Genomic DNA, 21,401 nt, shown 5'->3' on the forward strand with positions numbered 1-21,401 from the left:
CTGTCAACCTGCGAGTATGCAAAGGGAGTTGCTCCCTCATCACACTTTCATCACAGCAGGAACGGATGACTCCGATCGGTGTGATGGTTCCTCTTTCCGGCATTCTGGACAGATTTAATGCTGTCGCTCGTATGCCCTGCAGAGGAGACCGCGTGACCGATCGCTCCACCCTCGACCTGTCGTCCCGGGATCCCGACTGGTGGCGCCAGGCCGTCGTCTACCAGATCTATCCCCGCAGCTTCGCCGACGCCGACGGGGACGGCCTCGGTGACCTGCGCGGCATCACCCGCCGCCTCACCCACCTCGCCGCCCTCGGCGTGGACGCCCTGTGGCTGAGCCCCTTCTACCCGTCCGAGCTCGCCGACGGCGGCTACGACGTCGCCGACCCGCGCGGCGTCGACCCGCGCCTCGGCACGCTCGACGACTTCGACGCCCTGGCCGCCGAGGCGCACCGCCTCGGCCTGAAGGTCATCGTCGACATCGTGCCCAACCACTCCTCGCACCGGCACGTCTGGTTCCAGGAGGCCCTGCGCGCCGGCCCCGGCTCGGCGGCCCGCGACCGGTACGTCTTCCGGGACGGCCGCGGCGAGCACGGCGAACTCCCGCCCACCGACTGGCAGTCCGTCTTCGGCGGCAGCGCCTGGAAGCGGGTGCCCGACGGCCAGTGGTACCTGCACCTGTTCGCGCCCGAACAGCCCGACCTCAACTGGGAGAACCAGGAGGTCCGCGCCGACTACCGCACCACCCTGCGCTTCTGGTCCGACCGCGGGGTCGACGGCTTCCGCGTCGACGTCGCGCACGCCCTCGTCAAGGACCTGAGCGAACCGCTGCGCGACCTCGGCGCGCCCGAGCTGAGCCGCGAGGGGGCACTCACCTCGATGCCGCCCGGCACGCACCCCTTCTACGACCGCGACGACGTGCACGAGATCTACCGCGACTGGCGCAAGATCCTCGACGCCTACCGCCCGCCCCGCATGGCGGTCGCCGAGGCGTGGGTGCCCGGGGCGCGGCGCGCGCTGTACGCCCGTCCGGACGAACTGGGGCAGGCCTTCAACTTCGAGTACCTGGAGGCCGGCTGGGACGCGGACGAGCTGCGGCAGGTCATCACCGACTCGCTCGCCACCGCCCGGGCGGCCGGCGCCTCGGCCACCTGGGTGCTCTCCAACCACGACGTGATCCGGCACGCCTCCCGCCTGACGCTCCCACCGGACACCGACCTCAACGCCTGGCTGCTCTCCGGCGGCCGCGCCCCGGCCGTCGACGAGGCGGCCGGACTGCGCCGGGCCCGGGCCGCCACCCTGCTGATGCTGGCGCTGCCCGGCTCGGCCTACGTCTACCAGGGCGAGGAACTGGGCCTGCCCGAGGTCGCGGACCTGCCCACCGAGGTGCTCCAGGACCCGATCTGGGAGCAGACGGGCCACGTCCGCAAGGGCCGCGACGGCTGCCGGGTGCCGCTGCCGTGGACCACGACCGGACCCTCGTACGGCTTCGGGCCCGGGGGCGCCTGGCTGCCCCAGCCGCCCGGCTTCGCCGCGTACGCCGTCGAGGCGCAGGACGGCGTCGAGGGCTCGACCCTGGAGCTGTACCGCACGGCCCTGCGGTTGCGCCGCAAGCTGCTCGACGGCGAGGAGCTGACCTGGGCGACGGACGCCCCGGAGGGTGTCCTGCGGTTCGACCGCTGCGAGGGCTGGCGCTGCGTGACGAACCTGTCCGGTGCTCCGGTCCCGCTGCCGGCCGGTGAGGTGCTGCTGAGCAGCGCGCCGCTTCAGGACGGTCTGCTCGGGCCGGACACGACGGTGTGGCTGGGGAGGTAGCGGCCCGCCGGAGGTGAGGGGCCGGTGTCGTCCGGGTGCGGGGCGTCGTGGCTGGTCGCGCGGTTCCCCGCGCCCCTTCCGGGGCGCGGGGCCACTCGCGTGGGTCAGCAGCGGGTGCCGTCCGCCCGGGCGCCCGCGAGGATCGTCGGCGGAGCGTCTTCGACCAGGCCGTATCCGGACAGGGAGCCTCGCCCGCGATGAACAGGTCCAGCAGGTCAGCAGTCGTGGCGGGGGCCGTCGTCGCGGGGGTGCTCATGGGTGCGGGGGCGCCCGCGCAGGCCCGGGAGGGCGCCCTGTGGGGCGCCGCGACCATCGCGCCCGGCCGGGAGGGCGTCGTCGAGGTCGTGGGCGTCCCGGAGGCGGGACCCGGAGCCACCCTGACGCTGACCGCGCCCCGGGGCACCCGGGTGACGGGCACGCCGCTCGACCTGGCCGGCCACCGGGGCCGGGTCGCCGCCGACGGACGCAGCGGGACGTACACCGTCACCGCCGACGCCGCCGGGCAGCCCGGCACGTTCCCCTTCGTCTTGGCGGTGCCCGCGGACGCCGTGCCCGGTACCCGGCTGCGCGACTGCGACCTGCGGGTCACCGACGCGCGGGGCGTGCGGCGGGCCGCCGGCCGGTGTGCGGTGACCGTGGGCCTGGCCGCGCCGACACTGCTCCGCCCGCTGTCCGGGGTGCCGCTGGAGACCCGGCCGGAGATCGCCGGCACGGCGCATCCGGGCGCCCGGGTCACCGTCCGGGACAAGGACGAGGTCGAGGCCTGCGCGACCACCGCCGCCCCCGACGGCACCTGGACGTGCACCCCGGGCCCGGCCCTGCCGCCCGGCGCCAACCGGCTCCAGGCGGTCGCCACCCTCAACGGGGTGAGCGCCATGAGCGAGCAGATCGACATCTCCGTGGCCGGCGGGGCCGCCGCGGGTCAGTAGCGCAGCGCCCGGGCCACCTCCGCCCGGACCTCCCCGGACAGGTCGTGCGTGCCGCGCGCGGTGACCGTGCCCGACTCGCCGGCCGGGACGTCGTTCACGGTGACGACGGCGGTGTCGAGCAGCCCGCCGCCGGGGTCGGTGAAGTCGACCTGGACCGCGAAGGAGCGGGCCGCGTCACCGGTGTTGGCGACGGTGACCTCGACCCGGGCCCGCCCGTCGGAGCCGACCGCGACGGAGCCGAGCCGCACGTCGTCCTTCACGTCGATGCCGTCCTTGATGTCGTCGAGCCGGCGCCCGGCCTCCGCCGTCGCCGACTCCACCGCCTCGGAGGCCCGCGAGGCGAGCGACTCGACCGCCGACTCCGCCCTGCGGGTCGTCTCCGCCGGGCTGTCGCCGCCGCAGCCCGCGACCACGGCGGCCAGGGCGAACGCCACCACCGCCCCTGCCGTCGCCCGGCGCGTGCGGTGGCGGGCAGCCATGTCGCCTCCCGGGGAAGCCGCGGGCCCCTACGGCACCACGTGTGCCCGAGGCCGCATCACGTGTGCCCGAGGCCGCCGCCGCCGAAGGACCCGCTGGATCCGGGCAGCCAGCGCCGCGGTTTCTGGTCCTTGCCGGTCCTGGTGCTCGCGTGGTGCAGCTCGTGGGGCAGCAGCCGCTCGCCGTCGCGCGTCACGACCGGCATCTCGTCCGGCTCCCGCATCTCCCGCATCTCGCGGACCGGACCGGTCTCCGGGAGGTGCGGCTGCTCGGCGGGGTCGGGGTGGTGGGTGTCCTTGTCCATGACGCGCATCCCGACGCGCACGGCCCAGATCAGCGCGCAGGCCACGATCAGCCCGCCGATGAAGGCGATGGTCACGGCGACCGCGTGATCTGACGACGCCGCCAGCACTTCGTACGTTGCCGTAGTCATGCTCCGATTATCGCCGACGGATTGCCATAAAGCGCCCGGAATATCCGACGGAGAGGGCCGGGCAACCTGTGCGGCGCCGGTGACGACCGGATGGTGAGACCCCTTCCCCCACACCAGGGAGATCACCATGCGCAGACATCTCGCGCGGTTGCTCACCGTGCTCGCCGTGCTGGCGGCCGTGTTCGCCACGCCCGGCATGGCCTCCGGCCGGGCCCAGGCCGCCGACGACTGGAACCCGCCCGCGCACCTCGCCCAGCCCCTGAACGAGGTGTGGAACCACGTCGAGTCGACCTACGGGAACCTCTACGGCTTCCGCAACTACGGCTGGGACCAGGTCATGGCCAACCGGGGCAGCGTCAACTACTGCGTCCGCTGGGAGTCCGACGCCCCGGTCAGCGCCGCCCTGCGCGACCGGATCCACGCGGCGGTGAAGAAGCAGTTCGGCAAGTGGATGTCCGCGATGGTGGAGAACGGCACGGGGCACAACGCCTGGCCGTACACCACCGTCCCCGTCAACATCGTCGGCTGGGCCGTGAAGAACCGCTCCACCCTGCAGTGGACCGACAACTCCGTCGACATCTACACCGGCATCCTCGACGGCGGCGGCGCCCCGCAGTGCGCCCCGGACTGCGGGCGCTTCTTCCACCAGGACGGCGACTACTCGAAGTGCCCGGGCGGCGCCGCCCGCCACTACGACCAGTCGCTTTGGCTCACCAAGGGCTTCCAGGGCGGCGCGGGCGGTGACTGGGGCCAGCGCATGGGCCAGGAGTACTTCACCGGCGCGCTGAACCAGGAGAACATCCACATCTACCTGCACGAGGTCGGCCACACCTTCGGCCTCGACGACTTCTACGACTGGACGCCCACCGGCCAGTGCTGCTTCCTGATGAAGGCGGGCAGCGCCACGCAGATCACCGAGTTCGACACATGGATGCTGCGTGACTTCTGGCGCCATCTGAAGGGCCGCTACGGCCTCTGACCGGCACCGGGCGGCGCGGACGGCCCCGGCCACCGCGCCGCCCGGCGGGGTACCGTGGAGGAACCGCGGGTATGTCGCATCCGGTGGCCGAACCGGTCTCGCCCCCGGCGCTCGACGAACGCTCCCGCTCCGCACACCGGGCTCGCGGCTCCGCCACCTCCTGGCCACGCACCCCGTCCGCAGCAGGAGCCCCCGATGACGTCCGCCTCCACACCCCCGCCGCCCCTCCCCGCACCGTCCGAGGTCCGGCTCCGGCTCGCGGCCCAGCCGCGCCAGGGCCGCACGGCACGCCGGATCGACGGGGCATGGTGGCCCCGCTCCTACGACCTCGCCGCGGAACTGCCCGGGCTGCTCGGCGTGCTGCCGCGGGCCTGGGGCCGGATCAGCAGCGTCCTGGTCAACGGCGACGCCTGGCCGGCCTGCCCGGAGCGGATGCTCGTCGCCGGGCAGCCCGTCCACGTGGGCCGGAAGGACTCGCCGACCGCCCCGCACACCGTCTGCCTGCTCGCCCCCGGCCGCGGCCGCTGGGACCTGCTGGTGGTACCGCCCGGCACGGCGGAGGCGGAGGCCGGCCGCCTCATGGCCCGGGCCGTCGAGCAGGGCGCCTGACTACTCCGCGATCAGCACCAGCGCGAGTGCGACCAGCGCCGGGACGGTCTGGACGAAGAGGATCTTCCGGCTGGCGGTCGCGGCGCCGTACACCCCCGCGACCGCCACGCACACCAGGAAGAACACCGAGACCTGGAAGCCCACCGGGTCGGACGCCACCGCGCCCCACACCAGTCCGGCGGCGAGGAAGCCGTTGTAGAGGCCCTGGTTGGCGGCCAGGGCCTTGGTGTCGGCGGCGAACTCGGCGGTGGTGCCGAAGGCGGCGCGGGCCCGGGGCGTGGTCCACAGGAACATCTCCAGCACCAGGATGTAGGCGTGGAGCGCGGCGAGGGCCAGCACCGCGACGGTGGCGAGAGTCGACATGCGCGCATCATCGCAGCCCCGCCCCGCCGTCCTCGTTCGGGCCGTTCTCGTTCGGGCCGTCCCGGGAGGCGGTCCGGGGTCCCGGATGGGAGATTGCGGGCAGTGGAAGGCCGGGCACGGGCCGTCGCGTCCCCGCGTGTGCCGCTCGGGAGCCCGGCCCGGCCTTCCGCCCGCCGGCGCGGTGGGTCAGTGGCCGATCCGGAACGTCGCGTCCGCGCGGTCGGTGGCGGTGGCGACGGGGTCGATGCGCAGGGCGTAGCCGGAGTGGCGGAGATAGCGCGTCGGGTGGTTGTGCGAGCGGAACGACGTCCACGTGGAGTCGGCCAGCCCGGCGACCTTGTGGAAGGTGGCGTCCTGGGCGAACGTCGACGTCCCGTCGTGGGCGTCCAGCCGCAGGGCGTAGCTGTAGTGCCGCAGGTAGCGGTCCGGGTAGTTGACCGACTGGAAGGACACCCCGGAGGCGTCGGCCAGGCCGGGGACGAGTTTCCACTGCGAGTCGGCGTACGGGTCGAGGGGGTAGGGGTCGATCCGGCCCGCGAAACCGGCGTGGCGGACGTAGCGGTCGGGGTGGTTGTACGACTTCAGCCGGTTCCAGGCCGGGGCTCCCCAGTGCGCGAGGAGGTTGTCGTACTGCGTGCCCGTGAGCGGGGCGATGCTGCCGTGCTTGGAGTTCAGCGGCTGCGTGTAGCGGCGCTGGTCGACCGGCGTCCAGGTGCCGGCGGCCAGGTCGGTGCTCTGCCAGGCGTAGAAGACGCCGTTCGGCGTGTACGTGTCGCCCCAGAGGTACCAGGTGCCGGTGGACTGCGACCGCACGAGGATCGGCGCCTCGGTGCCGCCGTGGGCCACCGGCGTGCTGAAGACCTGCCAGCTGCCCGGGGCGAGGGTGGTGGAGCGGGCGCCGACCAGGGTCTGCTTGGAGCTGTCCTTGAAGTACATGTAGTGCGTGCCGCCGACGCCGAGGGCGAAGCTGCCGTCGATGACGTCGTAGCCCGGGTCGAAGAAGACCTGGGGCGCTGAGACCGTGCGGAAGTCGGTCGTGTAGTTGACCATCAGCACGTTGTGGCCGCTGGAGTTCACGGACGAGTAGACGATCCCGTACTGCCCGCGCGAGGCGTCCCAGAAGGCCTCCGGGGCCCAGCTGTGGGTGGCCATGTCGTGCAGCCTCAGCAGCCGGTAGCCGGTGAGGGAGCGCAGGTCGGCGGAGTCCCAGACGTGGATGTACTGGCTGTTGCGGTTCCAGTCGGTGCCCTTGAGGTCGGTGGCCAGCACGGCGAAGGTGCCGTCCTGCTTGCGCAGGATGAACGGGTCGCGCAGGCCGCCCGCGCCCTGGGTGGGGGTGACCACCGGGTTGTTCTGGTTGAGCGGCGTCCACTCCAGGCCGTCGAGGCTGACGGCGAGGTGCAGGCCGTAGGCGGTGCCGGCGCCGAGGTTGGTCGACTCGGTGAAGTAGCCCATCACGTACGCCGGTCCGGTCGCCGCTCCGGCCGCGCCGGCGCCCAGGGCCAGATCGGTGGTGAGTGCGAGCGGCAGGGTCGCGGCCATGCCGAGGACGTGGCGGCGGGAGGGTCTGCGGGGGGAGGTCATGGCGGCTCGGCCTTCCGTCGGGGGGTACGGAGCGAAGCGGTGCGGGGGCAGGGCGTGTGGAATCGCCGTTTGAAATCCTCGTTCGAAATATCGAACAAGGTTCGGCAATTCGGCCAGACCGTAGGGCCGTCGACCGCACGGCGTCAATGACCCGGACAGCCCGAACTCCCGGTCGCCGAAGGCTCCATGGCGCTGGGCACCATGGCTCGGGGCCCTATGGCGCGAGGGCCTTGCGCAGGGTGTGCAACCCGGGGCGGCCACGCGGAACCACTCGCCACGGACGCGCTGTACCGCGAGCTGGTGGAGGCCCTGCGCATCGCCGCGGACCCGCAGTCGGTGTGACGGGGCCGGGCTGCGGGTGCTGGGTAAGTGAGCGCCGGGACGGGGGTGAAGTCGGCCGCATCCGGCGGCCGTTGACAGCGATCCGGCCGACGCGCGGCCGGTTTTCGATCACCCCCTGGGGGGATGTGGGGCCCGCCCGCTCCGCACGACGATGATCCCCGACCTGTTCGAACAAGAAGTACGCGCATTCCCACGTACTCGAACACCACGGAAGGGGAAGGCCGTTGCGCATCGCCCGGCTCCTCGGAACCGTCCTGGGCACCACGCTGCTGACGACCACCGCCTTACTGACCGCGCCCGCCCAGGCCGCACCGCCCGTCACACCCTCAGACCGCACCTCGCTGGACGGGGCCGCGCTGCAGGAGTCGCTGGACGCCGCGCACGAGGCGGGCATGTACGGCGTCTTCTCCGCCGTGCGGGACGGCCGCGAGCGGTGGAGGGGCGCCTCCGGGCTGGCCGACGTGGCCACCGGACGCCCCGTCGCACCGGGCATGCGGCAGCGGGTCGGCAGCATCAGCAAGACCTTCACCGCCGTCGCCGTGCTCCAGCAGGTGGAGCGCGGCCGGATCCGGCTCGACGCGCCCGTCGCCGACTACCTCCCCGACCTGATACCCGGCGAGCGCGGCCGGGAGATCACCGTCCGGATGCTGCTCAACCACACCAGCGGGATCGGCGACCACGTGATACCCGCCTTCCCCTCCCTCCTGCAGAACTCGCCGGCCAGCCTCGACGAGGAGCGCTTCCGCTCCGTCCCGGCCGGGGAACTGGTCCGGCTGGGCCTCGACGCGCCCGCCACCGGCCGCCCGGGCGAGGTGCCGGGGACGTACTCCAACACCAACTACGTCATCGCCGGACTGCTGTTGGAGAAGGTCACCGGCCAGGACGCCGACGCGTACGTCACCCGCCACGTCATCGACCGGGCCGGGCTGCGCCACACGTACCTGCCGCGCACGCCGTACATCAAGGGCCCGCACCCGCGCATGTACGAGGCGCTGTACGGCCTGATCGACCCGCCCCGCGACTACAGCGTCTACGACATGTCCTGGATCCGCTCGGCGGGCGCGGTCGTGTCCACCATGGACGACCTGAACCGCTTCTACCGCGCCCTGCTCGACGGGAAGCTGGTCGGCGAGGCCGCCCTCGGCGAGATGATGCGCACGGTCCGCGTGAGCGGCATGGAGTACGGCCTCGGCATCTACACGGTGGAACTGCCCGGCTGCGGCCGCTTCTGGGGCCACAGCGGAGCGGTGTTCGGCGCCGGCACGTTCGCCCTGACCAGCGAGGACGGCGAGCGTCAGGTCGCCTTCGCGCAGAACCTGATGAAGTACGAGAGCCTCGACGAGAACGGCCGCCCGCTGCCGCACCCGATCGACGACGCCCTGACCCGGCACGTCGTCCGCGCCCTCTGCCCGGACACCGGCACGGCCGCTCCCGCGACGCGGGACGCCCGGAGCGCGCTGTCCGAACTGCTGCCCGGAACCGACCATTCTCAGTTGACCAGCAGCCTCAAGTTTGATCAGGTGTCTCATTAGTCTTGTTCGATTCTGATCGAGCGATGTCTGGCTCCCAGGGGGGGAGCTTGTGACGAGTTGGGGAGTTTCCTTGATGCATCACGATTCCGTTGTGCTGCGCCGCGCCCCGTTCCGGCGCGGCGCGGCCGCGCTGGCCTTCGTGGCCCTGACGGCCGGCACGGCCCTGGCGGGCGCGCCGGCCGCCACGGCCGCCGGCAGCGAGGTGCTCGCCGGGAAGACCTGCACGCCGACGGCGGGCTTCTCCGGGTGCCGGCTCTTCGATCCGACCGGCGCCCGCGAGGAGTTCCAGGTCCCGGCCGGCGTCACGACGCTGGACGTGCGGGCCTGGGGCCAGGGCGGCGAGAGCAATCCCCACGCCAACGGCGGCGCGGGCGGCTACACCGCGGGCGCGCTCAGCGTCACGCCCGGGGAGCGGCTGTCGGTCGCGGTCGGTGTGCAGGGCTTCGGTGACGCGCTCGGCGGCAAGGGCGGCGGCAAGAACGCCGCCGTCGGCGGCAACAGCAGCGGCGTCCGCACGAGCAACGGCACGCCGCTGCTCATCGCCGCCGGTGGCGGCGGCGGTGGGTACGGCTACGGCGAGACCGGCCAGGGCGGCCCCGGCGGCGGTGAGCGCGGCCAGGACGACACCGAGTCCGAGCGCGGCGGCAAGGGCGCGGCCGGTGACGCCGGCGGCGCGGGCGGCGGCAACGGCTCCTCGGGCGCCGACGCGTCCGGCGGCGGCAAGGGCGGTACGGGCGGCTCCGGTTCCGGCGGCGAAGGCGGGGGCGGCGGCGCCGGCTACGCGGGCGGCGGCGGTGGCGGCGGCGCGGACGAGGAGCGCGGTACGGTCGGCAGCGGCGGGGGCGGCAGCAGCTACGTCGACCCGGACCGGGTGACCGGCGCCCGTCTGCTCAGCGGCAACCGCACGGTGCCCGCCGCGAAGGACGACCCGTTCTGGCAGAGCTCCGGCGAGCCGGTGCGCGGCGGGATCGGCGAGGGCGGCGTCAACACCGACCGCTCCGGACACGGCCGTGTCGTCTTCCAGTGGAAGACCCCCGCGATCGCGGAGCTGGTCCAGGTCTCCGGCGCCGGCCAGACCACGCAGCCGGGCGGCGGCGCCGACCCGGTGGCCGTGGTGGCGCGGGACAAGGCGGGCAACCCGGTGGAGAACGCCTCCGTCACCTTCACCATCGAGGACCCGGACAAGCTGGGCGCCTACTTCTACCTCAAGGGCGGTGCCGACACCACGAAGCTGGCCGTGCCGACCGACGCGCGCGGCCGTGCCCAGTCCCCGCTGATCGAGTCGGGCGGCAGCTCCCGTGAGGGCGAGTTCGCGATCCGCGCGGAGGTCGACGGTGTGTCGACGGTCTTCACCGTGACGGTGAAGAAGTCGGCCTACGTCGTGTCCGTGGCGGGCGGTGACGACCAGCGGGCCGAACAGGGCGAGGACTTCGCCGAGGCCCTGACGGCCAAGGTGGTCAAGTCCGGCGCCGCGGCACCGGCCGGCACGGAGGTCGAGTTCCGCGTCGAGGACGACAGCGAGGACGCGCCCCGCTTCGAGGGCGGCGAGCAGGTCGTCCGCGTGAAGACCGACGAGCAGGGCGAGGCCACGGCCCCGGCCCTGACCGCCGGCGAGGGCACGGGCACCTACACCGTCGCCGCGTCGGTCGGCGACGCCACGGCCCAGTTCGCCGTCGAGGTCGTCGCCGGTGACGGCTCCGGCGACCCGAGCCCGGACCCCTCCGGCTCCCCGAGCCCCTCGGTGACCCCGAGCCCCTCGCCCAGCAGCAGCGCGGACACCTCCGGCACGACCGGCGGCACCGGCGGCTCCAGCACGGGCGGCACGTCGACGAACCTCGACTCCGGCAGCCTCGCCTCCACGGGCGCCGGCGGCATCGGCCTGCTGCTCGCGGCGGCGGCGGGTCTGGCCGCGGTGGGCTTCGCGGCCTTCCGGTTCGGGCCGCGCCTGCGGCTCCGCTCCCGCGACAACGGCTGATGCCCGGCCGGCGCGACCGCGCCTGACGTAGCGTCAGTTCACTGCCCGCACCCGGTTCGCCGGGTGCGGGCAGTCGGCGTTCCGGGTGGCTGATTCCCGCCTCTCGGGTTCATGTTCATGAATTGAAATCATGTACCGGTCTATTGACGCGTCCACGGCAGGCTCTTACGTTGCGGCCAGAAAGCGCTTGCCCCCCCGTTCGGCACCCCACCTATCGGAGACGAACGATGAGACGAACGATGCAACTGAGACCAGTGATCGCGTCCGTCGGCCTGCTGGCCGCCACCCTCGTCGCGGTGTCCGGCCCGCCGGCCCAGGCGGCGACCACCCGGTACGAGGCCGAGACCTCGCCGGCGGTCTGCACGGGCACCATCGACTCGGACTGGGCCGGCTTCTCCGGCAGCGGCTTCTGCAACGGCGACAACGGCACCGGCGGCTACGCCCAGTTCACGGTGAACGCGGCCGCGGCCGGCACGGCGACGCTGCACATCCGCTTCGCCAACGGCACGACCACCGCACGGCCCGCGAACATCATCGTGAACGGCACGACGGCCGGCACGGCCTCCTTCGAGGGCACCGGCGCGTGGAGCACCTGGGCCACCAAGACGCTCACCGTGCCGGTGCGGGCGGGCGCCAACACCGTCCGGCTCGGCCCGACCACCTCCGCCGGCCTGCCCAACGTCGACTACCTCGACGTCGAGACGGCCGGCAGCGAACCGCAGCCCACCGGCCCGGTCCTGTACGTCGCGCCGAACGGCACCGACGGCGCCGCCGGCACCCAGTCCGCCCCGACGACCCTCACCTCGGCGATCGGCCGCGTCGCCGCCGGCGGCACCATCTACCTGCGCGGCGGGACCTACCGCCACACGCAGACCGTCACCATCCCGGCGGGCAGGAACGGCACGGCGGGCGACCGCACGGAACTGTTCGCCTACCCGGGCGAGACCCCCGTCCTCGACTTCTCCGCCCAGAGCGAGGACCCGGCCAACCGGGGCCTCGCCGTCAACGCCTCGTACTGGCACGTCAAGGGCGTCGTCGTCCAACGGGCCGGTGACAACGGCATCTTCCTCAGCGGCAGCAACAACGTCATCGAGCGCACGGTGACCCGCTTCAACCGCGACTCCGGACTCCAGCTCTCGCGCGCGCTCTCCAGCACGCCGAAGGACCAGTGGCCGTCGCACAACCTCATCCTGAGCGCCGAGTCGCACGACAACGCCGACTCCGACGGCGAGGACGCCGACGGCTTCGCCCCGAAGCTCACCGTCGGCCCCGGCAACGTCTTCCGCTACACCGTCGCCCACCACAACATCGACGACGGCTACGACCTGTACACCAAGTCGGACACCGGCCCCATCGGCGCGGTGACCATCGAGGACTCCCTCGCCTTCGGCAACGGCACCCTCAGCGACGGCTCCCAGGCCGGCAACGGCGACCGCAACGGCTACAAGCTCGGCGGCGAGGACATCGCCGTCCCCCACGTCGTGCGGCGCAACATCGCCTACGGCAACGGCAAGCACGGCTTCACCTACAACCGCAACACCGGCACGATGCAGATCTCGGACAACGTCGGCGTCGGCAACGAGCAGCGCAACTTCAACTTCGACTCCGGCAGCAAGTCGGTGTTCCGCACCAACACCTCGTGCGACAGCGGCTCCAACGACCGGATCATCGGCGACGCCGACAGCTCGAACCAGTTCTGGTCCGGCACGAACGGCTCCCGCTGCTCCTCCTACGCCGGTGCCCTGCGCTGGTCCTTCGCCCCGGACGGGCGGCTCGTGGTGACGTTCGGCGGCGCCCAGTAGTCTGGACGCATGGCTCTGGCATGCAACGCCCTGCCGCACTGCTTCCTCTGACGCGGCGGTGAGGACGGCGACGTGGACCGCTCACGTCGCCGTCCTCGGCGTGTCCGCCACCGGCCGCCGCCGATACCCCGCCGAGGGTGTCGCGGCCGGACGCGGGCGCCGACGACTCACCGTCCACCGCCCGCGCGGCCCCGCGACCCGTCGCGCCGTGCCGCGCTCCGAGGAGCACCCATGCCACCCCTGCCCACGGGCACCGGCCGGCGCCGCCCGTCCGACCGGCTGCTGACGATCCTGACCTGCCCCCTGTGCCGAGCCGGACTCGAACGCGCCGACGGCGCCCTGCGCTGCCCCGGCCGGCACACCTTCGACCTCGCCCGCCACGGCTACGTCAGTCTGCTGACCGGCCGGTCGCGGGCCACGAGCGCCGACTCCGCCGACATGGTCCGGTGCCGCGCCGCCTTCCTCGGCGCCGGGCACTACGACCCGCTCGCCCGCACCCTCGCGGACCTCGCCACCGAACTGGCCCCGCCCGACGCCACCGTCCTCGACGCCGGCGCGGGCACCGGCCACTACCTGTCCGCCGTCCTGGACGCCCTCCCCGGGGCCCTGGGCATCGGTCTGGACACCTCCGCCGCCGCCCTGCGCGCCACGGCCCGTGCCCATGCCCGCGCGGAGGCCGCCGGCTGGGACGTCTGGCGGCCGTGGCCCGTCCGCACCGGCAGCGCCCACCTCCTGCTCAATGTGTTCGCGCCCCGCAACGGCCCGGAGTTCCACCGGGTCCTGCGCCCGGACGGCGCCCTGCTCGTCGTCACGCCCACCGGCCGGCACCTGCGCGAACTGCACGAGCCGCTCGGGCTGCTGGCGGTCGACGCCAGGAAGGAGGAACGCCTGCGCCGGACCCTGTCGGCGGCCTTCCGGCCCGGCCGCGCGGAGCCGCTGGAGTACGTCATGACCCTCACGCCCGAGGACGTCACCAGCCTCGTGGCCATGACCCCCACCGCCCACCACCTCGGCCCGGAGGAACTGCGGCACCGGGTCTCCGGGTTGGGGGCACCGGTGCGGGTGACCGCCTCGTTCCTGGTGTCGGTGCACCGGCCCCGCCGGTCCGGTCAGTAACCCCTGCGGGCGATGTGCTCCTGCTGCGCCGCCGTGAGCGTACGGACCATGAGGGCGGCGGCCACCGCCGCGGCGACGAGCACCAGGTCGGCGGCGAGCAGGGGCAGCACGCCGGAGTAGGCGCGGGCGATGACCTCGTCGTTCGAGTCGGCGTAGACGAGCCCCACCCCGCCGGTCAGGCCGGCCAGCCACAGGCCCCACCACCAGTTCACGACGAGGGGCAGCCGCCGGTCGGGGAAGACCGACCGGTGGACGTCCGCGACCATGCCCCGGGGTATCCACAGGTTCACGACGGGCACGATCCAGCCCAGGAAGAGCCAGTGGTACCCGTAGCGCGGTTCCGTGCCCGACAGGGCCCGGGCGTTGTCCCGCACGCGGTCCAGCCAGAGCAGGAACGCGATCGCGCAGGCGGCCGTGACGGCGCTGCCCAGGGACGCGACCAGGTGGTAGGAGTCCTCCAGGGCGGTCAGGGGGCGGTGCACGCCGCCGCCCTGGTCCGGCGGGCCGGACGCCGGCTGCCCGGCCAGGGCGAGCCGGACGTGCCAGACCGCCCGGGCCGCCCAGGCGACCGAGGCGAGCCCGAGCCCCACGACGGCACAGTGGGCCGCGCCGCGGGTCGGGCGCAGGGCGGGAGCGGGGGCGGCGAGGGGGGTTTCCTGATCGGTCACCCGCTCATCCTGTCGTACTCATGTCCGAGGCCGTGCCCGCCCCGTCCCACCGCACCTCCAGGACGTGGTCGACCGCGTCCCGGTTCAGGGGGCCGAAGACGTGCGGGAACAGGGTGTCGCCGCCGACGCCGGGCGGCGGGGCGGGGGCCGCCGCCTCCCACTCCACGCGCGCGGTGAGGCGCGTCTCGTCGAGGGCGAGGACCAGCAGCGGCCTGGGCGCGTCCCGGTAGAAGGCGTTGACGACGGCCAGCGTGGTCGCCTCGTCGGGGGAGCAGTGCACGAAGCCCTCCTCGGCGAGGGAGGCGGGGGCGTAGGGCCGGTCGGGGGCGGCGTTCCAGTCGGTGTGCGGTACGACGTGATAGATCATGGCCCCCGTTATAGACCCCGGCCCCGAGCCCGTCATCGACCTCCTCACAGGCCGAGCGCGGCGACGGTCCGCCGGGTCGCCTCGGCGATCACGGCGTCCGAGGGCTCGGCGTCGCGGCCGGGGCGGTCGGTCATCACGGCCAGGACGAGGGGTGCGGCGCGGGGCGGGTGGACGACCGCGATGTCGTTGGCCCGGCCGTAGTCGCCCGTGCCGGTCTTGTCGGCCACCTTCCAGTCCCGGGGGAGGCCGGCCCGGATGCGGCGGGCGCCGACGGTGGTCGCGTTGCGGGAGAGCCAGTCCATGAGCAGCGCGCGGTCGCGGGCGGGCAGGGCGGTGCCCAGCAGGAGCCGGTGGAAGTCGGCGGCGATGGCCCGCGGGGTGGTGGTGTCGCTGGGGTCGCCCGGCGGGACGTCGTGCAGTTCGGGCTCGTAGTGGTCCATGCGGCTGACCTCGTCGCCGAGTCGGCGCAGGTAGGCGGTGAGTGCCGCGGGGCCGCCGATGTCGCGCATCAGCAGGTTGCCGGCCGCGCCGTCGCTGAAGCGGACCGCCGCGTCGCAGAGTTGGCGCAGGGTCATGCCGGTCGCGAGGTGCCTGCCGGTGATCGGGGTGGTGGAGCGCAGGTCGGCCCGGGTGTAGGTGACGCGCCGGTCCAGGTCGTGCGGGGAGCGGTGGTGCAGGACCGCCGCGGCGGCCAGGGCCTTGAAGGTCGAGCAGAACGCGAAGCGCTCGTCGGCGCGATGCACGACCGTGGCGCCGGTGTCGGTCGCGAGGGCGTGGACGCCGATCCGGGCGCCGTGGGCGCGCTCCAGGTCCGCCAGCCGGGGGCGGTGCACCGGCGGGCGGCTCGGCGCCGGGGCGGACCGGGTGGCCGGGGCGGACCGGCCCGCGCGGCCGGCGGGCGGGTCGTCCGTGCCGCAGCCGGCGAGGGGGAGCAGGGCCGCGGCGGCCAGGAAGGCGCGGCGGGTGGAGGCGGACCGGTCGGCGGACATGCGGGATGCTCCTTTCACTGCGGTTGTCACTGCGGTGTCACTGTGGTTGTCGTTGCGGTTGCCACTGCGGTCTCCCTCGCCGTCACTCGGGGTCGCCGGGCACGGCGGCCAGCAGGCCCCGGACGACCGGCCCGGCGGAGCCGCCGCCGGTGACGCCCTCCTCGACGACGCAGGCGACGGCGACATTGCCGCGGTGGGCGACCAGCCAGCCGTTGTTGTCCTGGTCGTCGGACACCTCGGCGGTGCCGGTCTTGGCGCCGATCTCGCCGGGCAGATCGGCGAGGATCTTCGCCGTGCCGTCGGTGACGGTGGCCCGCAGCATCTCGCGCAGCCGCGTGACGACGTCCTTCGGCAGCGGCGTCGTGTCGGTCGTGTCCTCGGTGCCGTCGGTGAGCGAGGGCTGGTGGAAGGTGCCGGAGACGGCCGTCGCGGTGACGGACGCCATGATCAGCGGGTTGGCCTGCACCCGCCCCTGCCCGATCATCGAGGCGGCCTTCTCCGTCTCGTCCTTCGGCACCGGCACCGAACCGTCGTACGAGGGAGCCCCGATGTGCCACTCCTGGCCGACGCCGAAGTAGGTGCGGGCCACGTCGCCCAGCTCCCCGTCGTCGAGCCGGTCGCGCAGGCTGATGAAGGCGGTGTTGCAGGACTCGGTGAAGTCCTTGCGGAAGGTGGCGCCCGGATGCTCGGACAGCTCCACGTTCTGGAACCGCTTGCCCACCGTGAGGTACTTGGGGCAGTCCACCACGTCGTCCGGTGCGACGGCGTCCTTGAGCAGCAGGGCGCTGCTGGTGACGACCTTCCAGGTGGAGCCGGGCGCGTAGGTGCCGGAGAGGGCGCGGTTGAAGCCGGACGACGGGGAGTTGGCGACGGCCAGGATCTCGCCGTCGCTGATGCGCAGGGCGACGAGCGCGGCGTTCTTGCCGTCGGCGTGGGCGGCGAGGGCCTTCTCGGCGGCGGACTGCCAGTCGGAGTCGAGGGTCGTGCGGACGGGGCCGTCGTCCCGGACGGTCCGCGCGCCGAAGGTGGCCTCCGTGCGCTCCACCTTCCCGGTGGCCCGGTCGACCAGGCGGATCGCGCCGCGCGCGCCCGAGCCGGTGCCGTCGCTTCCGCCGAGCCGGGTCATGAGGGGCGCGAGGGACGGGTAGGCCTCGCCGGTCATGGTCGTCCCCTGCCGGTCGGTGACCTCGGGGGGCCTGGTCTCCTCCCGTTCCAGGCGGAACTTCTCGGTGTCGCTCAGGCGCGGGTGGACGAGGGACAGCGTCCAGTCCACCTTCCAGGTGCCGTCGCCCTGCTCGCGCAGCGGCAGTTCGGACTTGTACGTCCAGGTGCCGAGGCCGGTGACGGGCATCCTGGCGGTGAACGGGACGGTGACCGCGCCGTTCTCGGCCTCGGCCGGGGACCCGGCCGTGAGCTCGGGCCCGTCGATGTCGAGTCCGGCGGTGAAGCTGTCCAGCACGCGCTCGGCCGTACCGGGGCTGGTGGTACGGCCCGCCGCGCTCGGCATGCGGCCGGCGGCCCAGTCGGCGAGGAACGCGCGGGCCTGCTTCCCCGCCGCCGGGTCGGGCCCGGTGTCCCGCGCGAACGGCCCGAGCCCGGCCGCGTACGCCCCGCCCGCGATGGCGGCCAGCACCACCGCGCCGGCGACGGCGGCCCGCAGGGTCCTGCGGCGCGGTCCCGGTTGTGGTGTGCCGGTGGTGACGCCCGTGTGGTCGGCATGAGTGTCCATGCGCCGAGGACAGCAGCGGCTCGGCATCCTGTCCAAGACCGGTATCGATGTCGGATCAATATCCAGTCGATATGATCGCTGCTCGTGGACCTGGTACGGCACCTGGAGTGCTTCGTGGCTGTTGCAGAAGAGTCACACTTCGGCCGTGCCGCGGCTCGCCTGGGCATGGCCCAGCCGCCCCTCTCGCAGCGCATCCAGCGCCTGGAGAAGCACCTGGGCGTCCGCCTCTTCGAGCGCACGAGCCGTCAGGTCACCATCACCGAGGCCGGGGCGCTGCTGCTGGCCGAGGCCCGCGAGGTGCTGGCCCGCTCCGAGGCGCTGATGGCCACCGCGCGCCGCATCCGCGACGGCGAGACCGGCCTGCTGCGGGCCGCGCTGCCCCCGGACCTCTCCGGCGCGACGGTCGCCGCGCTGCTGGCGGGCTTCACCGAGAGCGCCGCCGGCCCGGAACTGGAACTGCACGAGCTGTCCACCGCCCAGCAACTGGCCGCCTTCGCCGCGCACGAGCTGGACGTCGGGCTGATCCACCACCCCTGCGACGTCTCCGGCCTGGAGCTCGGCCCGGTGCTGCGCCGCGAACTCGGCGTGCTGCTGCCGGGCGACGCGGCGGCGGCCGGGCTGGAGGAGGTCCCGCTCGCCTCCCTCACCGGGCATGACCTGATCCTCTTCCCCCGGCCCGCCGCCCCCGCCGTCTACGACGACCTGCTCACCACCTGCGCCCGCAACGGCTACACCCCGACCGCCGTACGCCACGCCCAGGGCGCCAGCTTCGTCCGCGGACTGGTGCTGTCGGCAGGGGCCGTGGCCTTCGGCCCGCGTGACGCGCACGGCGACGGGGCGGGGGACCCCGGCCAGGGCCCCGCCTCCGGCGTCGTCTGGCGCCCTCTCACCGGGGCCCCGCTCGCCCTGCGGCACTCCGTCGCCTGGCCCGAGGGGCGCGGTGACCCCGCCGTGGCCGCCTTCGCCGGGGCCGCGACGCACGCGCTGCGCACCACCGCCGGCGCGACCCCCGACCTGCCCTCCCGCCCGCTCCATCTGCGCCCGGCCTCGGAGTACTGGCTGTGACCGACGCCCTCGCCCGCATCCACGCGGCCTTCGCCGACGCCGGGGTCACCGGCCGGCTGCACGCCGTCGACATCGACACCGGCGCGCAGCTCGACGCCGGTGCGGACCAGCCGGTGTGCACCGCCAGCGTCCACAAGCTGTGTCTGCTCGTCGCGCTACACGAGCAGGCCGCGGCGGGGACCCTGGACCTCACCGAGCAGGTGGACTGCCCGCCCGAGGGCCGCACCACCGGCCCGACCGGACTCGCCGCCATGCTCGACGGCGCCCGGCTGTCCCTGCGGGACCTCGCGTACCTGATGATGTCCGTCAGCGACAACGCCGCCGCCGACCTGCTGCTGGGGCGCGTCGGTCTCGACGCCGTCAACCGCACCACGGCCCGGCTCGGCCTCACCCGCACCCGCGCCGTCCACACCTTCGGCGAACTCCTCGCCACCATCAAGGAGGACGCCGGGCCCGGTGGCGCGGGGGCGCTCGCCGACCCGCACGTCGTCACCCGGCTCCGCGCGCTCGACCCGGCCCGCACCAACCGCAGCACCCCGCGCGACATGACCCGGCTGCTCGCCGCCGTCTGGCGCGACGAGGCGTGCCCGCCCGAGCACGGCGCGGCCGTCCGCCGCCTCCTGGGGCTCCAGGTGTGGCCGCACCGCATGGCCTCCGGCTTCCCCTTCGACGACGTGCACGTCGCGGGGAAGACGGGCAGCCTGCCGACCGTGCGCAACGAGGTCGGCGTCGTCGAGTACCCCGACGGGGGCCGCTACGCCGTCGCCGTCTTCACGCGCACGGCCCGCACCTCCGCGCTGCTGCCCGCCGCCGACGCCGTCATCGGCACGGCGGCCCGCCTGGCCGTGGACGCCCTGCGCGCCCCCTGAGCGCGCCGGGCGGTCCGCCGCTCGCTCAGAGCTGGAACTCGGCCGGGTTCACCCCCAGCGCCGCGCAGGCCTCGCGCAGGACCATCGCCTCGGCCTGGGAGAAGTGGCCGTCGGCACCGGCGATGACCATGCCGGTCTGGATCACCGCCCGGGCCTCGGTCGGCTTCTTGGCGGCCTTGGCGATCTCCTGCATCGCCTCGGCCTTGCCGTGCTGGAAGTTGTGGGTGAGCTGGTCCACGTGCTTGTTGAAGCGCTGGCGCAGCTGCTCCGGCGGGAAGTTCTGCAGGACGTCGTTGCTCAGGATCATCGACTCGACCTGCTGCCGCTCGGCCGGATCCACCTGACCGTCGGCCGCCGCGACCAGGGCGCACACCGCCATGCTCGCGTCCCGGTAGGCACCGCTCTTCAACTCGTTCTTCAGCGAGCCGAGCTGCGTCTTCAGCAGGCCGACCAGCTGGGCCTTGCTCCCGCCGCCGGGCCTCGACCCGCCGTGTCCGCCACTGTGCCCGCCGGTCGTCGCGCCTCGCCCGGCCTGACCCTGCTGGAGAGCCTTGGCCTGGTCCTTGAGCCGGTCCCACACTGCCATTGCCGCCACCTCGGTATTCGTCAGCATCAACTGGCGCACTCGCTCACGCGCGCACACCCGTCCAACGCCCGGCCCCCGGGCAAAGGTTCCGCAAAACGAGTCCTTCTCACCCTGGATTGACCTTCCGCGGCTACCGTCCGCCCTGGCCGACAGGCCGACAGGCCGACAGGGAAGGGCGGGGAACATCGTGGGCGGATATCTGCCGGAGCCGACCGTCGGGCGGCTGCTGGGGTCGTGGCGGTGGGACGTCCCCGCGCTGGTGCTGGTCGTGGCGCTGGGCGGGCTCTACGTGTGGGGTGTGGCGCGGGTGCGCGGGCGGGGCGGGACCTGGCCGCTCGGCCGGCTCGCCGCCTTCGTGGTGCTCGGGCTGGGGACCGTCGTCGTGGCCACGATGTCCGGCCTGGCCGTCTACGACCACGAGCTGTTCTGGCCCGCCGCCGTGCAGAACGTCGGGCTCGACCTGCTCGCGCCGCTGGGCCTCGCCCTCGGCGACCCGCTGCGGCTCGCGGTCGAGGCACTGCCCGAGCGCGGGGCGCGGCGGGTGCGGCGGGCGCTGACCGGCCGCCTGGTCCGGGTGCTGACGTTCCCCCTGGTCAGTACGGTCCTGGTGCTGGCCACGGAGCTGTCCGTCTACTTCACGCCGTACTTCGCCACCGCCCTGCGCGTGGGCTGGCTGCACGAGCTGATGTACCTGCACCTGCTCGCGGCCGGCTGCCTCTTCGTCCTCCCGGTGCTCACCCGCGAACAGGCCCTGCCCGCCTGGTGCGCCCACCCCGTGCGGGCGGCCCTGGTCTTCCTGGACGGCGTGGTCGACGCGCTCCCGGGGCTGGTGGTCATGACGCACGGCACGCTGATCGCGGGCGCGTGGTACCTGCACCACGCGCCGCCCTGGTCCCCCGACGTCCTCCACGACCAGCAGATCGGCGGCGGCGCCATGCTGGGCATCGCCGAACTGGTCGCGCTGCCCTTCCTGTTGACGGTCCTCGCCCAGTGGGTGCGGGCCGAGCGCGCCCAGACGGCCGTACTGGACGCCCGTCTGGACGGCGAACTCGCGCCGGTCGCCCGCACGGCCGGCGCGGCAGGGGCTCCCGAGCTGGTCCGGCCGTGGTGGGAGACCGAGACGGGCGAGGTGGCGGAACGGGTGCGGCGGCAGGGGAAGGGCGGCTGAGCCGG

At 73.9% G+C, this 21,401-nt stretch carries 20 protein-coding genes; 11 read left to right on the forward strand and 9 right to left on the reverse strand.

All coding sequences use genetic code 11. The features are described from left to right. Positions 1-131: 131 nt before the first annotated feature. Positions 132-1,814 carry a glycoside hydrolase family 13 protein gene (locus tag ABZ948_RS36915; RefSeq protein WP_359767182.1) on the forward strand — a complete coding sequence of 561 codons (1,683 nt, stop codon included), beginning with the start codon at positions 132-134 and terminating at the stop codon, positions 1,812-1,814. Between the two features lie 197 nt (positions 1,815-2,011). Continuing rightward, the gene (locus ABZ948_RS36920) at positions 2,012-2,743 is read left to right on the forward strand and encodes an Ig-like domain-containing protein (protein WP_359767184.1); all 732 of its coding nucleotides are present in this window, start codon (positions 2,012-2,014) and stop codon (positions 2,741-2,743) included. Here ABZ948_RS36920 and ABZ948_RS36925 read toward each other — a convergent pair. Together ABZ948_RS36925 and ABZ948_RS36930 are read right to left on the reverse strand one after the other, a co-directional pair. Then, complete coding sequence (locus ABZ948_RS36925) at positions 2,737-3,222, reverse strand: FxLYD domain-containing protein (RefSeq protein WP_359767186.1); 486 nt, start codon at positions 3,220-3,222, stop codon at positions 2,737-2,739. The two genes, ABZ948_RS36920 and ABZ948_RS36925, sit on opposite strands and share 7 nt — an antisense overlap. 56 nt (positions 3,223-3,278) lie before the next feature. Beyond that, complete coding sequence (locus ABZ948_RS36930; RefSeq protein WP_359767188.1) at positions 3,279-3,653, reverse strand: DUF6479 family protein; 375 nt, start codon at positions 3,651-3,653, stop codon at positions 3,279-3,281. 127 nt (positions 3,654-3,780) lie between these two features. On the opposite strand from ABZ948_RS36930, the gene ABZ948_RS36935 reads away from it, so the two are divergent. Together ABZ948_RS36935 and ABZ948_RS36940 are read left to right on the forward strand one after the other, a co-directional pair. Continuing rightward, positions 3,781-4,632 (forward strand): hypothetical protein, encoded by an 852-nt coding sequence (locus tag ABZ948_RS36935; RefSeq protein ID WP_359767189.1) that lies wholly within the window; start codon positions 3,781-3,783, stop codon positions 4,630-4,632. Positions 4,633-4,827: 195 nt separating this feature from the next. Then, positions 4,828-5,241: a DUF5994 family protein gene (locus ABZ948_RS36940; protein ID WP_359767191.1), complete on the forward strand. Its 414-nt coding sequence runs from the start codon at positions 4,828-4,830 to the stop codon at positions 5,239-5,241. Here ABZ948_RS36940 and ABZ948_RS36945 read toward each other — a convergent pair whose 3' ends face one another. Continuing rightward, complete coding sequence (locus ABZ948_RS36945; protein WP_359767193.1) at positions 5,242-5,604, reverse strand: DUF1304 domain-containing protein; 363 nt, start codon at positions 5,602-5,604, stop codon at positions 5,242-5,244. Between the two features lie 186 nt (positions 5,605-5,790). Continuing rightward, positions 5,791-7,188, reverse strand: a complete 1,398-nt coding sequence (locus tag ABZ948_RS36950; RefSeq protein WP_359767195.1) for a glycoside hydrolase family 43 protein — start codon at positions 7,186-7,188, stop codon at positions 5,791-5,793. A 566-nt stretch (positions 7,189-7,754) separates the two neighbouring features. Here ABZ948_RS36950 and ABZ948_RS36955 point away from each other — a divergent pair. The 4 genes from ABZ948_RS36955 (at position 7,755) to ABZ948_RS36970 (ending at position 13,955) form a co-directional block, all read left to right on the forward strand. Continuing rightward, positions 7,755-9,062 (forward strand): serine hydrolase domain-containing protein, encoded by a 1,308-nt coding sequence (locus ABZ948_RS36955; RefSeq protein WP_359767197.1) that lies wholly within the window; start codon positions 7,755-7,757, stop codon positions 9,060-9,062. A 73-nt stretch (positions 9,063-9,135) separates the two neighbouring features. Beyond that, positions 9,136-11,037: a glycine-rich protein gene (locus tag ABZ948_RS36960; protein ID WP_359767198.1), complete on the forward strand. Its 1,902-nt coding sequence runs from the start codon at positions 9,136-9,138 to the stop codon at positions 11,035-11,037. Positions 11,038-11,276: 239 nt separating this feature from the next. Next, positions 11,277-12,839 (forward strand): right-handed parallel beta-helix repeat-containing protein, encoded by a 1,563-nt coding sequence (locus tag ABZ948_RS36965; protein ID WP_359767199.1) that lies wholly within the window; start codon positions 11,277-11,279, stop codon positions 12,837-12,839. 231 nt (positions 12,840-13,070) lie between these two features. Beyond that, the gene (locus ABZ948_RS36970) at positions 13,071-13,955 is read left to right on the forward strand and encodes a putative RNA methyltransferase (RefSeq protein ID WP_359767201.1); all 885 of its coding nucleotides are present in this window, start codon (positions 13,071-13,073) and stop codon (positions 13,953-13,955) included. Here the strand turns inward: ABZ948_RS36970 and ABZ948_RS36975 are convergent. From ABZ948_RS36975 to ABZ948_RS36990, 4 genes are all read right to left on the reverse strand, one after another. After that, the gene (locus ABZ948_RS36975) at positions 13,949-14,623 is read right to left on the reverse strand and encodes a DUF4328 domain-containing protein (RefSeq protein ID WP_359767202.1); all 675 of its coding nucleotides are present in this window, start codon (positions 14,621-14,623) and stop codon (positions 13,949-13,951) included. The genes ABZ948_RS36970 and ABZ948_RS36975 overlap by 7 nt on opposite strands. Positions 14,624-14,627: 4 nt before the next feature. After that, positions 14,628-14,990: a DUF952 domain-containing protein gene (locus ABZ948_RS36980; RefSeq protein ID WP_359767204.1), complete on the reverse strand. Its 363-nt coding sequence runs from the start codon at positions 14,988-14,990 to the stop codon at positions 14,628-14,630. Positions 14,991-15,034: 44 nt separating this feature from the next. After that, positions 15,035-15,979 (reverse strand): class A beta-lactamase, encoded by a 945-nt coding sequence (gene bla, locus ABZ948_RS36985; protein ID WP_359767206.1) that lies wholly within the window; start codon positions 15,977-15,979, stop codon positions 15,035-15,037. Between the two features lie 82 nt (positions 15,980-16,061). Continuing rightward, on the reverse strand, positions 16,062-17,708 hold the full coding sequence (locus ABZ948_RS36990) for a penicillin-binding transpeptidase domain-containing protein (protein ID WP_359767208.1): 1,647 nt from the start codon (positions 17,706-17,708) through the stop codon (positions 16,062-16,064). Between the two features lie 114 nt (positions 17,709-17,822). On the opposite strand from ABZ948_RS36990, the gene ABZ948_RS36995 reads away from it, so the two are divergent. Next, positions 17,823-18,773 carry a LysR family transcriptional regulator gene (locus tag ABZ948_RS36995; protein WP_359767210.1) on the forward strand — a complete coding sequence of 317 codons (951 nt, stop codon included), beginning with the start codon at positions 17,823-17,825 and terminating at the stop codon, positions 18,771-18,773. Continuing rightward, complete coding sequence (locus ABZ948_RS37000; RefSeq protein WP_359767212.1) at positions 18,770-19,642, forward strand: serine hydrolase; 873 nt, start codon at positions 18,770-18,772, stop codon at positions 19,640-19,642. Before ABZ948_RS36995 ends, ABZ948_RS37000 begins: the two co-directional genes overlap by 4 nt. A gap of 25 nt (positions 19,643-19,667) precedes the next feature. Here the strand turns inward: ABZ948_RS37000 and ABZ948_RS37005 are convergent, their stop codons facing one another. Then, a complete protein-coding gene (locus ABZ948_RS37005; RefSeq protein WP_359767213.1) occupies positions 19,668-20,228 on the reverse strand; it encodes a tellurite resistance TerB family protein in 561 nt (186 codons plus the stop codon). A 184-nt stretch (positions 20,229-20,412) separates the two neighbouring features. On the opposite strand from ABZ948_RS37005, the gene ABZ948_RS37010 reads away from it, so the two are divergent. Beyond that, positions 20,413-21,396: a cytochrome c oxidase assembly protein gene (locus tag ABZ948_RS37010; RefSeq protein WP_359767230.1), complete on the forward strand. Its 984-nt coding sequence runs from the start codon at positions 20,413-20,415 to the stop codon at positions 21,394-21,396. Positions 21,397-21,401: the final 5 nt, after the last annotated feature.

It is taken from the genome of Streptomyces olindensis (assembly GCF_040645895.1).
GTDB classification, from domain to species: domain Bacteria; phylum Actinomycetota; class Actinomycetes; order Streptomycetales; family Streptomycetaceae; genus Streptomyces; species Streptomyces olindensis.